This window comes from Streptomyces sp. NPDC037273, assembly GCF_055603625.1.
In genome coordinates this window covers 250,326-262,674 of the sequence record NZ_JBVJVO010000002.1, presented here as the reverse complement: position 1 = coordinate 262,674, position 12,349 = coordinate 250,326, and the positions used below count along the sequence as shown (strand labels likewise).

Here is a 12,349-nt window from a genome sequence, read left to right as displayed (position 1 = left end):
CCGGGTGGCAGGATGGGACGCATGGACATCATGCTCTTCCACTCGGCCTACGGGCTGACCCCTTCCGTCGAGGCGGCCGCCGAGCGGCTCCGGGCCGCCGGCCACCAGGTGTGGACGCCGGACCTCTACGGCGGGAAGACGGTCGGCACCGTCGAGGAGGGCGTGGCGCTGCGGGACGAGATCGGCAAGGACGAGCTGCTGAAGCGGGCGGTCCTGGCCGCCGCTCCCTACTCCGAGCGGGGCCTGGTCTACATGGGTCTCTCCCTCGGGGCCTCGATCGCCCAGACGCTGGCGCTCGGCGACGAGAAGGCGCGCGGGCTGCTGCTGTTCCACGGCACCTCGGACCTCGCCGAGTCCGCGTCGGTGGACGAGCTGCCCGTGCAGCTGCACGTGGCCGAGCCCGACCCGTTCGAGACGGACGACTGGCTGTCCTCCTGGTACCTCCAGATGCGCAAGGCCGGGGCGGACGTGGAGATCTACCGCTACCGGGGCGCCGGGCACATCTACACGGACCCGGAGCTGCCCGACTGGGACGAGGAGGCGGCCGAGCGCACCTGGTCGGTGGCGCTGGCCTTCCTGGACAGCCTGTAGGACGGTACGGAAAAGGGGTGCGGCCCCCGGGGGATTCCCCGGGGGCCGCACTCGTGTCGCGGACGGGCCGTCAGGCGCGGTACGCGGTCCAGTAGTCGTTCATCCGGGTCACCTGACCGGCGGTGAACTGGTACATGCACGCGTCGTACGTGTAGTCCATGAAGTTGTGGATCGGGTCCACACCCGCCTTCGAGGTGCAGGTGTCACGGCCGGTCGGGCACTCGTAGGCCGCGCTCTTCTCGGCCGGGGTGTCGGCGACGCCGTCGCCCGAGCCCGTGCAGCCGCCCTGGAAGGTGTGGTAGAGGCCCATCCAGTGGCCGACCTCGTGGGTCGCGGTGTCACCCTCGTTGTAGTTGGCCGCCGAGCCGCCCGGGAGGGAGGCGTCGAGGACGACGACACCGTCCATGGACGGGTTCGAGGCGTACGAGGACGGGAAGGTCGCCCAGCCGAGCAGGCCGCCGCCGAGGTTGGCGGTGTAGAAGTTCAGCGCGCCGGCGCCGCCCTTGCGGAGGGTCTGCTTCATCTGCTTCTCGGCGGTGGAGCCGGAGGACAGGTTGTACCAGGTGGCGTTGTCCGTGTAGTCGGTTCCGGCCAGCGTGAACTGGAAGTTGGAGTTCACGTTGCCCGTCCCCTGGCCGGCGTAGGCCGCGTTGAGGACGTTCATCTGGTTGTTGATCTGGGTGGCGGAGAGCTTGCCCGTCGTGCCCGAGTGGATGACGTGGAAGTAGACGGGGATGTTCACCACGGCGGCGGCAGCGGCGGTGCCGGTGAGGCGCTGCTCGGCGCGGGCGGAGGCGAGCTTCTTCTTGAAGTCGTCGTCCATGGTCTTGGCCTGGGCGGCGGAGACCTCGTTGGGCTCGGCCTTGTGGGTGTCCGCGCCGCGCGCCTTGCGGGCGCCGGAGAGGGCGGTGGTGCCGTCCGTGGCGCACTCCTCGTGGCCGGCGCCGGCCAGGGTGGCGGCGCCGGTGGCGACCGGAGCGGACAGCGGGGCCAGGGCCAGGGTTCCGGCCATGACGGCGGTGCCGAGCATCCGGCGCGTCATACGCGGGGATATGCGGACAAGAGCACGCACGGTGACTCCTCGTGGGGGGTGGTGGGGGAGGAACTTCCTCGCCACGCCGGGGAGATTACGCGTCCATGTCAGCCATCGAAGAGGAGTGATCAAGCCCAATCATTCGTGGGGCAATTCGGGTCATCGGGAAGAAAAACTTGCGTCACTTCCAGGGTTTGAGACACGCACGTAACGAACGAAGTGACAGAGGCGGGTGGTGTGTCCGGATTCGAACTCCGGAACCCACCACCCGCCGTAGCGATGTGATCTCCCGTTAATACGAGCGATCATGGCTGAAAATCGCCCTTGAGATGAGGCCTAGCGCACCGGCTGGTACACCCGCTCGACACGCTGCGTTCCGCTCAGCGTCCGGTACGAGCGCGCCCAGGACGTCGTCGCGGCCGGATCCGTCTTGTCGGAGACCGTGTAGTAGTCCATCTGCGAGCGCTCGGCGGTCACGTCGAGCACCCCGTAGCCGTGGTGGTCCATGTCCACCCACTTCACATGGCGGTTGGCGGCCTTCACCGCGCCCGCGGCCACCACCGAGAGCGTCCCCGGGGCCACGTGCAGGAGGTCGTCCAGGTTGTCCGAGGTGACCGAGGTGACCACGAACTCGGTCGCCGCCGAGGCCGACAGCGGGTACGTCGCCGCCTTCACCGGCACGTCGTTGGCCCACGCCATGTGGATGTCGCCGGTCAGGAAGACGGTGTTCCTGATCGCCCGCGTGGTCAGGTGGGCGAGCAGCTCCTTGCGGTCGTCCGTGTAGCCGTCCCACTGGTCGACGTTGACCGCGAGCCCCTCCTTCGGGAGGCCCATCAACTCGGCCAGCGGCTCCAGGAGGTACGCCGGCAGGGAGCCGAAGGCGACCGGCGAGATCATCACCGAGGTGCCGACCAGCTGCCAGGTCGCGTCCGAGCCCGCGAGGCCGGCCTTCAGCCAGTCCAGCTGGGCGCGGCCGGTGATGCTCCGCTCCGGGTCGTCGACCGCGCCGCTGCCCGTCTTCGCCGGCGCGGAGCGGAAGGACCGCAGGTCCAGCAGGTGCAGATCGGCCAGCTTGCCGAAGCGCAGCCGGCGGAAGACGGTGCCCTCGGTGGAGGTGCGGACCGGCATCCACTCGAAGTACGCCTGCTTGGCGGCGGCCACCCGGGCCGCCCAGTCGCCCTCGGTGCCGGGCGTGTGGTTCTCGGCCCCGCCCGCCCAGGCGTCGTTGGCGAACTCGTGGTCGTCCCAGATCGCGACCACCGGGTGGGCCGCGTGCAGCGCCTGGAGGTCCGGGTCCGTCTTGTACTTCCCGTGCCGGGTCCGGTAGTCGGCGAGCGAGACGATCTCGTGGCGCGGCTCGTGCTGCCGGACGACGTACTTCGCCTCGGGGTAGGCGCCGCTCGCGTACTCGTAGACGTAGTCGCCGAGATGGAGGATCGCGTCCAGGTCGGCGCGGCCGGCGAGGTGGCGGTACGCGGAGAAGTGGCCGGCCTCCCAGTTGGCGCAGGACACCACGCCGAAGCGGACGCCGGGCGTGGCGGCGTCGGCGGCCGGGGCCGTACGGGTGCGGGCGGCGGGGGAGACGGCGGCGCCCGCGGTGAAGCGGAACCAGTAGGAGGTGGCGGGGCGCAGACCGCGGACGTCCGCCTTGACCGTGTGGTCGGAGGAGGCGCTCGCGGTGCTCGTACCGGAGGCGACGACCCGGGCGAAGCCGCGGTCCTCGGCGAGTTCCCAGCCGACGTGGACGTCCGGGCCGAGGCCCGAGCCGGGCACGGCATCGGGGGTGGGGGTGACGCGGGTCCAGAGCAGGACGCCGTCGGGCAGCGGATCGCCGGAGGCGACGCCGTGGAGGAAGACGGGGGCCTCGGAGTCCGCGAGGGCGGGGGAGGCGGCGCCGAGCAGGGCGGGTGCCGCGACGGCGGTGACGGCCGCGGCCTTGACGACCGTACGGCGTGTGGGGGCAGGTGATATGAAACGACTGGTCACGGCCAGTCAGATTACTGACGAGTACGGCTCTTGGGCAGGGGAAAGCCGGAAGTTAGCCGATTCGTCGCCCTGAGGACGCCGGAGCCCCCGGCCGGTGGTGCGAGGCCGGGGGCTCGGGCGAGAGCGGAGGGGGGCGTCAGGCCTTGAGGGCCGCCGCGATCGCGGTGTCGAACTCGGCCGGCGTCATGGGCACGTTCTTGGTGCCCGCCACCGTCACCGGCTTGCCGTCCATCTTCAGGGTCGGCGTGCCCTGCACCCCGCTCGCGTCGAAGGCCGCGGACATCTTCATCGCCCAGGCGTCGAAGGTGCCGTCCTCCACGTGCTTCTTGAACGCGGCGTTGCCCTTGAGCGCCGGCACCGAGTCCGCCACCTTCAGGAGGTAGTCGTCCTTGGCGAACTTGTCGTCGTTCTCCTCCGGGTGGAAGTCCTCCGAGTAGAGCGCGGCCTTGTACGTGAGGAAGGCCTCGGGGCTGACGTCCAGGGCCGCGCCGAGCGCCGAGAGGGCGTTCTTCGAGCCCTCGCCCGGAGCGCCGTTGTCGATGAAGGTGGCGCCGATGTACTTGATCTTGTACTTGCCGGCCTCGACGTCCTTCTCGACCGTGGCGCCCACGGACTGCTCGAAGGTCGCGCACACCGGGCAGCGCGAGTCCTCGTACACCTCCAGGGTCTTCTTCGCGGACGGCTTGCCGATGACGACCGTCGTGCCGTTCGCGCCCGAGGTGTTCTTGGGGGCCGTGACCGTCTTCGCGTCGGCGGCGGCCTCCCACTGCGAGGGCTTGTTGGACTGCACCACCGCGTAGCCGATGCCGCCGGCCGCGGCGAGGACGGCCACCGCCGAGACGCCGACGACCAGCTGCCGGCGGGCGCGGTCCTTCTTCGCCTGACGCTCGCGCTCGACGCGCAGCCGCTCGCGGGCCGCGGCCTTGTTGGACTGGCTGTTGCGTGCACTCATGATCGTGATCTCCGTGGAAGAGGGAAGGCAGGGGGAAGCGCGGGACTCGCTCAGACGAGAACGAGACCCGGGCGCGGCGGCCCCCGCCGCCCCACGGAGTGCACGAGGAGCCGCTGCCGGGAAGACCGCGGCCGGCCGGCGGGCCGCCCGGCGCGCCGGGGCGCCTGACCGGCCGAACGGAAGAAGGCCGCCACCAGGAGCAGCGGACGGAACGCGAAGGCCGCCACCGCACCGGCCAGCCGGGCGAGCGCCCGCTCCCCGCCGCGCAGCCAGCACGCCGCCGAGAACCCGACGCCCACATGGGCCAGGAGCAGCAGCCACGGCAGCGCCGGGTCGGGGGAGGAGAGCAGCGCGGCCGCGCCGCCGCCCTCGGGGTTCACCACGCCGGGCAGCGGGGTCCCCACGGCGCCGCCGCAGAAGACCTCCACCCCGACCGCGCGCAGCGAACCGGCGACCGGGCCGCCGGCGGGGCCGTAACAGACCGCCTGACCGCTGGTGAAGAGCGTGTCCGCCGCCAGTTCCAGCGGGACGAGGAGCCCGGCGATGGGCCCGAGGCCGCGCTCGCGGCCGGCCAGCGCGTACGCCACGGCGAAGACCGCGACCGCCACCGGGACGACCGTCCCCAGCGGCAGCGGGACGCCCGAGAGCAGCACGTGGGACGCCACGGACAGCGTCACGACCAGTGCCGTGAAGAACGCCGCCCGCAGCGTCCTCAGCTGCGTCCCTGCCATGTCCATCGCCGGAAAGTGTGTCACGCGGGGCCGTAAGGGGTCCCTAAGGAGAAGCTGTGGACCGCTCGCGACGGCCCCAGCAGCCCCAGCGGCCCCACCGGCCCCGCCGTGACCCCTCAGAGGCCCGGGATCCGGCCGTTGCGGAAGAGGTCCACGAAGATCTGGTGGTCGGCCCGCGCCCGCGCCCCGTAGGTGTGCGCGAAGTCCACCAGGAGGCCGGCGAAGCCCTCCTCGTCGGCCGCGATCGCCGCGTCGATGGCCCGCTCCGTCGAGAACGGCACGAGCGACTGACCGCTCGACTCGTCCGCCGCCGCGTGCATCGTCGCCGTCGCCCGGCCCAGGTCGGCCACGGTGGCCGCGATCTCGTCCAGGTCGTCGATGTCCGACCAGTCCAGGTCCACCGCGTACGGCGAGACCTCGGCGACCAGCTGCCCGGCCCCGTCCAGCTCCGTCCAGCCCAGCCACGGGTCCGCGTGCGCCTGGAGCGCCCGCTGCGAGATCACCGTGCGGTGCCCCTCGTGCCGGAAGTACTCCCGCACCGCCGGGTCCGTGACGTGCCGGGAGACCGCCGGGGTCTGGGCCTGCTTGAGGTAGATCACGACGTCGTTCTCCAGGGCGTCGCTGTGCCCCTCCAGGAGGATGTTGTACGAGGGGAGGCCGGCCGAGCCGATGCCTATCCCGCGCCGCCCGACCACGTCCTTGACCCGGTACGAGTCCGGGCGGACCAGGCTGGACTCCGGCAGCGTCTCCAGATAGCCGTCGAAGGCGGCGAGCACCTTGTACCGGGTGGCCGCGTCCAGCTCGATCGCCCCGCCGCCGGCCGCGAAACGGCGCTCGAAGTCCCGGATCTCCGTCATCGAGTCCAGCAGACCGAAACGGGTCTGCGCGCGGGCGTCGCGCAGGGCGCCCAGCAGTGCTCCGTCGGCCGTCTCAAGCGTGAAGCCGGGGACCTCGTCTCCCTTCGCGCCGGTCGCGAGCGCGTGGATGCGCTCCCGGTAGGCGGCGGCGTAGATCCGGACCAGGTCGGTGATCTGGTCGTCGCCGAGCGCCTTGGTGTAGCCGATGAGGGCGAGGGAGGCGGCGAGGCGCTTCAGGTCCCAGGTGAAGGGGCCGACGTAGGCCTCGTCGAAGTCGTTGACGTTGAAGATCAGCCGGCCGTTGGCGTCCATGTACGTGCCGAAGTTCTCCGCGTGCAGATCGCCGTGGATCCAGACCCGGCCGGTGCGCTCGTCCAGGTACGGGCCGCCGCGGGCCTCCCGCTCCAGGTCGCTGTAGAACAGGCAGGCCGTGCCCCGGTAGAAGGCGAAGGCGGAGCCGGCCATCTTCCGGAACTTCACGCGGAAAGCCGCCGGGTCGGCGGCGAGGAGCTCGCCGAAGGCGGTGTCGAAGACGGCGAGGATGTGCTCACCGCGCTCCGCGACGGTGGGCTGGGGGACCGACATTCGAGGTGCCTCCTGGTACCGGACGTGCTGCGAGACTGGTCATGACATATGGGGACAGGTGTTCCCGGTCACCCAACGCTCGACGGTACCGGCGAGTGCCCGCGGTCTGTCAGTCGGCCGACGTAGACTTCCACGCTGTCCCCCCAGGAATTCAGCCGGAGGCCTCCCCCGTGACCAAGCCGCCCTTCACGCACCTCCACGTCCACACCCAGTACTCGCTGCTGGACGGTGCCGCGCGGCTGAAGGACATGTTCAACGCGTGCAACGAGATGGGCATGACCCATATCGCGATGTCCGACCACGGCAACCTGCACGGCGCGTACGACTTCTTCCACACCGCGAAGAAGGCCGGGGTGACGCCGATCATCGGCATCGAGGCGTACGTGGCCCCCGAGTCCCGCCGCAACAAGCGCAAGATCCAGTGGGGCCAGCCGCACCAGAAGCGGGACGACGTCTCCGGTTCCGGTGGTTACACCCACAAGACGATCTGGGCGGCGAACAAGACCGGCCTGCACAACCTCTTCAAGCTCTCCTCCGACGCCTACGCCGAGGGCTGGCTGCAGAAGTGGCCCCGGATGGACAAGGAGACGATCTCCCAGTGGTCGGAGGGGCTCATCGCCTCCACCGGCTGCCCCTCCGGAGAGCTCCAGACGCGCCTGCGCCTCGGCCAGTTCGACGAGGCCCTGAAGGCCGCGTCCGAATACCAGGACATCTTCGGCAAGGACCGCTACTTCCTGGAGCTGATGGACCACGGCATCGAGATCGAGCGCCGGGTCCGCGACGGGCTCCTGGAGATCGGCAAGAAGCTCGGCATCCCGCCGCTGGTCACCAACGACTCGCACTACACGTACGCGCACGAGGCCGGCGCGCACGACGCCCTGCTCTGCATCCAGACCGGCAAGAACCTCTCCGACCCGGACCGCTTCCGGTTCGACGGCACCGGCTACTACCTGAAGTCCACCGACGAGATGTACGCGGTGGACTCCTCGGACGCCTGGCAGGAGGGCTGCCGCAACACGCTGCTCGTCGCCGAGCAGATCGACACCACCGGCATGTTCGAGCCGCGTGACCTCATGCCGAAGTTCGACATCCCCGAGGGCTACACCGACACGACCTGGTTCCGCGAGGAGACCATGCGGGGCATGCACCGCCGGTTCCCGAACGGCATCCCCGAGGACCGCCTCAAGCAGGTCGAGTACGAGATGGACACCATCATCTCGATGGGCTTCCCCGGCTACTTCCTCGTCGTCGCCGACTTCATCATGTGGGCGAAGAAGCAGGGCATCGCCGTGGGCCCCGGCCGAGGCTCCGCGGCCGGCTCGATCGTCGCGTACGCCATGGGCATCACCGACCTCGACCCCATCCCGCACGGTCTGATCTTCGAGCGCTTCCTCAACCCCGAGCGCATCTCGATGCCCGACGTCGACATCGACTTCGACGAACGCCGGCGCGTCGAGGTGATCCGGTACGTCACCGAGAAGTACGGCTCCGACAAGGTCGCCATGATCGGCACGTACGGCAAGATCAAGGCGAAGAACGCCATCAAGGACTCCGCGCGCGTCCTCGGCTACCCCTACGCCATGGGCGACCGCCTCACCAAGGCCATGCCCGCCGACGTCCTCGGCAAGGGCATCGACCTCAACGGCATCACCGACCCCTCGCACCCGCGCTACAGCGAGGCCGGCGAGATCCGGGCGATGTACGAGAACGAGCCGGACGTCAAGAAGGTCATCGACACCGCCCGCGGCGTCGAGGGCCTGGTCCGGCAGATGGGCGTGCACGCGGCCGGCGTGATCATGTCCAGCGAGCCGATCGTCGAACACGCCCCGATCTGGGTGCGGCACACCGACGGCGTGACCATCACGCAGTGGGACTACCCCCAGTGCGAGTCGCTCGGCCTGATCAAGATGGACTTCCTGGGCCTCAGGAACCTCACGATCATGGACGACGCCGTCAAGATGGTGAAGGCCAACAAGGGCATCGAGCTCGACCTGCTGGCCCTGCCGCTGGACGACCCCAAGACGTACGAACTGCTCTGCCGCGGTGACACCCTCGGCGTCTTCCAGTTCGACGGCGGCCCCATGCGGTCGCTCCTGCGGCTGATGAAGCCCGACAACTTCGAAGACATCTCCGCCGTGTCCGCCCTGTACCGGCCGGGCCCGATGGGCATGAACTCGCACACGAACTACGCCCTGCGTAAGAACAAGCAGCAGGAGATCACCCCGATCCACCCCGAGCTGGAGAAGCCGCTCGAAGAGGTGCTCGCGGTCACCTACGGCCTGATCGTGTACCAGGAGCAGGTGCAGAAGGCCGCCCAGATCATCGCCGGGTACTCGCTCGGCGAGGCCGACATCCTGCGCCGCGTGATGGGCAAGAAGAAGCCCGAGGAGCTGGCGAAGAACTTCGTCATCTTCCAGGAGGGCGCGAAGAAGAACGGCTACAGCGACGAAGCCATCCAGGCGCTCTGGGACGTCCTGGTCCCCTTCGCCGGCTACGCCTTCAACAAGGCGCACTCCGCCGCGTACGGCCTGGTCTCCTACTGGACCGCCTACCTCAAGGCGAACTACCCGGCCGAGTACATGGCCGGTCTGCTCACCTCGGTCAAGGACGACAAGGACAAGTCCGCCGTCTACCTCAACGAGTGCCGCCGCATGGGCATCAAGGTGCTCCCGCCGAACGTGAACGAGTCCGAGTCGAACTTCGCCGCCCAGGGCGACGACGTGATCCTCTTCGGCCTCTCCGCCGTCCGCAACGTCGGCACCAACGTCGTCGAGTCGATCATCAAGACGCGCAAGGCGAAGGGGAAGTACTCCACCTTCCCCGACTTCCTCGACAAGGTCGAGGCCGTCGTCTGCAACAAGCGGACCATCGAATCGCTGATCAAGGCCGGCGCCTTCGACGAGATGGGCCACACCCGCAAGGGCATGGTCGCCCACCACGAGCCGATGATCGACAACGTGGTCGCGGTCAAGCGCAAGGAGGCCGAGGGACAGTTCGACCTCTTCGGCGGCATGGGCGACGAGACGACCGACGAGCCCGGCTTCGGCCTGGACGTCGAGTTCTCCGACGTCGAGTGGGAGAAGTCCTACCTGCTCGCCCAGGAGCGCGAGATGCTCGGCCTGTACGTCTCCGACCACCCGCTCTTCGGCATCGAGCACGTCCTGTCCGACAAGACGGACGCGGCGATCGCCCAGCTCACCGGCGGCGAGCACAGCGACGGCGCGGTCGTCACCATCGGCGGCATCATCTCGGGCCTCCAGCGCAAGATGACCAAGCAGGGCAACGCCTGGGCGATCGCCACCGTCGAGGACCTCGCCGGCTCCATCGAGTGCATGTTCTTCCCGGCCACCTACCAGCTGGTCTCCACCCAGCTCGTCGAGGACACCGTCGTCTTCGTCAAGGGACGCCTCGACAAGCGCGAGGACGTGCCCCGGCTCGTCGCCATGGAGCTGATGGTCCCCGACCTGTCGAACGCCGGGACCAACGCGCCGGTGATCCTCACCATCCCGACGGTCAAGGTGACCCCGCCGATGGTCAGCAGGCTCGGCGAGATCCTCAAGCACCACAAGGGCAACACCGAGGTGCGGATCAAGCTCCAGGGCCCCCGGACCACCACCGTGCTCCGGCTCGACCGGCACCGGGTGACGGCCGACCCGGCGCTCTTCGGCGACCTCAAGGTGCTGCTCGGCCCGTCCTGCCTGGCCGGCTGACCTCCGAGCCTTCCCGCACGCGCAAGGGGCGCGCCCGTCTTCACGGGCGCGCCCCTTTGCCGTCTGCGGGCGTCAGTTGTGGCCGAAGCGCTTCTGACGGCCCTTGCGTGCCATGTCACCCGGAGTGACCTGGGTGGCACGCTGCTCGGCCTGGGATTCGAGCGCGGACTGCTGTGCCTGCTGGGCGCCGCGCTCGGCAGGGGACTGCTTCTGACCGCGGTTCTGGTTGCGGTTCTTGGCCATGGGGATGCCTCCTCAAAGGGACCTAGGGGCCAGGGCCGCTGTCAGACTCACATACGGTACGCAGCGCCGCATTTTGGATCATTACGGAGCGTAGGGGGCGAGCTGACGTGATATTCGCCACGCCGATGATCCAGTTCCGGACGTCAAGCCCCCCACGGTCGGGCAGACTCGAAGGAAACCCGAAGCACCCTTTCGACTCCGAGGCTCCCGAAAGAGGGTGGAACACGTGGACCGCTGCGTCGTCCTGGTGGACGCCGGCTACCTCCTGGGCGCCGCCGCCAGTCTTCTCGCCGGGGAACCGGCCCGCTCCAGGATCACCGTCGACCACGCAGCGCTGATCCGGCAGCTGCGGGAGCGCGCCGAGACCGAGACCGCCCTGCCCCTGCTGCGGATCTACTGGTTCGACGGCGCCCCCGACCGGGTACCCCAGCCCGAGCACCGCAGACTCCGCGTGATGCCCCGGGTCACCGTCCGGCTCGGCGCCCTGACCAGGAGCGAGGGACGCTGGGCGCAGAAGGGCGTCGACGCGGCCATGCACACCGAGCTCACCGAGCTCGCCAGGAACCGGGCCTGCTCCGACATCGTGCTCGTCACCGGCGACGGCGACCTGCTGCCCGGCCTCATGTCGGCCAAGGAGCACGGCGTCGCCGTCCACCTCTGGGCCGTCCAGGCGGCCGACGGGGACTACAACCAGTCCGAGGACCTCGTCGCCGAGGCCGACGAACGCCGGGTCCTCGACCGCGCCTGGATCACCCGCGCCGTCCGCGCCAAGGACCTCAGCGGCCTCTGCGCGCCCCCGCCCGCCCCGCGCCCCGAGATCGCGGCCATCCTCTCCGCGCCGCTGCCCGAAGCCGCCCTCGCCGCCTCCGCCGAACGGGCGGCGGAGGCGGCGGCCGCGCGCAACGGCGCCCCCGCCCCGGTCGGCGGGCCGGGCGTGACCGCCGACCGCGCCGGCGGCGGGCACGTCCACGACGACGAGCGCGTCCACGCCAACGGCCACCCGGGCGGCAACGGCCACCTCCACGGCAACGGCCACCTCCGCGAGGACCTGCGGGAGGACGGCCATCTGCGGGGCGGCGGTCACCTCAACGGCACCGGACTCCCCGCCCCGGCCCCCGGCAAGGGCGTGCCCACCCCCAAGGACCTGGCCGGACTGCGCGGCCCCGCCGCCCCCGTGGGACCCGGCCCCTCCACCGCCGTGCCGCAGGGCGCGAGCGCGCTCCGCTGGTCCTCCGACCGCGGCTGGATCGAGCGCCCCGCGCCCTCCCTCGGCGAGCCGGCCGAGACCGCCTCCCTGCCCACCCTCGCCGCGCTCACCAGCGCCGAGCAGCGCTGGGCCGACCGCGAGGAGGACATCACCACCGTCGGCGGCGACCCCTTCGAAGTCGGACAGGTCTTCGCCCGCCGGTGGATGGAGCGGCTTCCCGAGCAGAGCCACGTACAGAAACTGTCCACCCTCTACCCCCGCATCCCGCACCGCATCGACGGCGAACTCCTCCGCTACGCCGCCCGATTCGGACTTCTCGCCCACAAGGACGACCAGATCGACGAGCACGACCGGTACGCGATCCGGGCCGGCTTCTGGCGCGAGATCGACGTCCGGGCCGCCGCCGAACACGCCCCCGCGCCCGGAGCGGGCCCGGCGACCCCGTAGGCTCTTC

General features: G+C 70.3%; 9 protein-coding genes. 3 read left to right on the top strand and 6 right to left on the bottom strand.

The window, feature by feature from the left end; all coding sequences use genetic code 11:
- The first annotated feature begins 21 nt into the window (after positions 1–21).
- On the top strand, positions 22–591 hold the full coding sequence (locus ACZ7G1_RS06375; protein ID WP_470874535.1) for a dienelactone hydrolase family protein: 570 nt from the start codon (positions 22–24) through the stop codon (positions 589–591).
- A 70-nt stretch (positions 592–661) separates the two neighbouring features.
- Here the strand turns inward: ACZ7G1_RS06375 and ACZ7G1_RS06370 are convergent, their stop codons facing one another.
- The 5 genes from ACZ7G1_RS06370 to ACZ7G1_RS06350 form a co-directional block, all read right to left on the bottom strand.
- Complete coding sequence (locus tag ACZ7G1_RS06370; protein ID WP_470874912.1) at positions 662–1,621, bottom strand: zinc metalloprotease; 960 nt, start codon at positions 1,619–1,621, stop codon at positions 662–664.
- A 339-nt stretch (positions 1,622–1,960) separates the two neighbouring features.
- Complete coding sequence (locus tag ACZ7G1_RS06365) at positions 1,961–3,610, bottom strand: alkaline phosphatase D family protein (RefSeq protein ID WP_470874537.1); 1,650 nt, start codon at positions 3,608–3,610, stop codon at positions 1,961–1,963.
- Between the two features lie 136 nt (positions 3,611–3,746).
- Entirely contained in the window at positions 3,747–4,562 is an 816-nt protein-coding gene (locus ACZ7G1_RS06360; protein WP_470874539.1) for a DsbA family protein, read from the bottom strand.
- 50 nt (positions 4,563–4,612) lie between these two features.
- The gene (locus ACZ7G1_RS06355; protein WP_470874540.1) at positions 4,613–5,299 is read right to left on the bottom strand and encodes a hypothetical protein; all 687 of its coding nucleotides are present in this window, start codon (positions 5,297–5,299) and stop codon (positions 4,613–4,615) included.
- Between the two features lie 110 nt (positions 5,300–5,409).
- Positions 5,410–6,735 carry a DUF2252 domain-containing protein gene (locus ACZ7G1_RS06350; RefSeq protein ID WP_470874541.1) on the bottom strand — a complete coding sequence of 442 codons (1,326 nt, stop codon included), beginning with the start codon at positions 6,733–6,735 and terminating at the stop codon, positions 5,410–5,412.
- A gap of 170 nt (positions 6,736–6,905) precedes the next feature.
- Here ACZ7G1_RS06350 and dnaE point away from each other — a divergent pair, with 170 nt between their 5' ends.
- Positions 6,906–10,445, top strand: a complete 3,540-nt coding sequence (dnaE, locus tag ACZ7G1_RS06345; protein WP_470874543.1) for a DNA polymerase III subunit alpha — start codon at positions 6,906–6,908, stop codon at positions 10,443–10,445.
- 72 nt (positions 10,446–10,517) lie between these two features.
- Here dnaE and ACZ7G1_RS06340 read toward each other — a convergent pair whose 3' ends face one another.
- Positions 10,518–10,688, bottom strand: coding sequence for a hypothetical protein (locus tag ACZ7G1_RS06340; RefSeq protein ID WP_470874545.1), 171 nt, complete (start codon positions 10,686–10,688; stop codon positions 10,518–10,520).
- Positions 10,689–10,905: 217 nt separating this feature from the next.
- Here ACZ7G1_RS06340 and ACZ7G1_RS06335 point away from each other — a divergent pair, with 217 nt between their 5' ends.
- The gene (locus tag ACZ7G1_RS06335; RefSeq protein ID WP_470874547.1) at positions 10,906–12,342 is read left to right on the top strand and encodes an NYN domain-containing protein; all 1,437 of its coding nucleotides are present in this window, start codon (positions 10,906–10,908) and stop codon (positions 12,340–12,342) included.
- Positions 12,343–12,349: the final 7 nt, after the last annotated feature.

Excerpts from the sequence above, each read along its gene's own strand:
- ACZ7G1_RS06375 (WP_470874535.1), top strand. The coding sequence starts at position 22 with ATGGACATCATGCTCTTCCACTCGGCCTACGGGCTGACCCCTTCCGTC.
- ACZ7G1_RS06370 (WP_470874912.1), bottom strand. The coding sequence starts at position 1,621 with ATGCTCGGCACCGCCGTCATGGCCGGAACCCTGGCCCTGGCCCCGCTG.
- ACZ7G1_RS06360 (WP_470874539.1), bottom strand. The coding sequence starts at position 4,562 with ATGAGTGCACGCAACAGCCAGTCCAACAAGGCCGCGGCCCGCGAGCGG.
- ACZ7G1_RS06355 (WP_470874540.1), bottom strand. The coding sequence starts at position 5,299 with ATGGACATGGCAGGGACGCAGCTGAGGACGCTGCGGGCGGCGTTCTTC.
- ACZ7G1_RS06350 (WP_470874541.1), bottom strand. The coding sequence starts at position 6,735 with ATGTCGGTCCCCCAGCCCACCGTCGCGGAGCGCGGTGAGCACATCCTC.
- ACZ7G1_RS06340 (WP_470874545.1), bottom strand. The coding sequence starts at position 10,688 with ATGGCCAAGAACCGCAACCAGAACCGCGGTCAGAAGCAGTCCCCTGCC.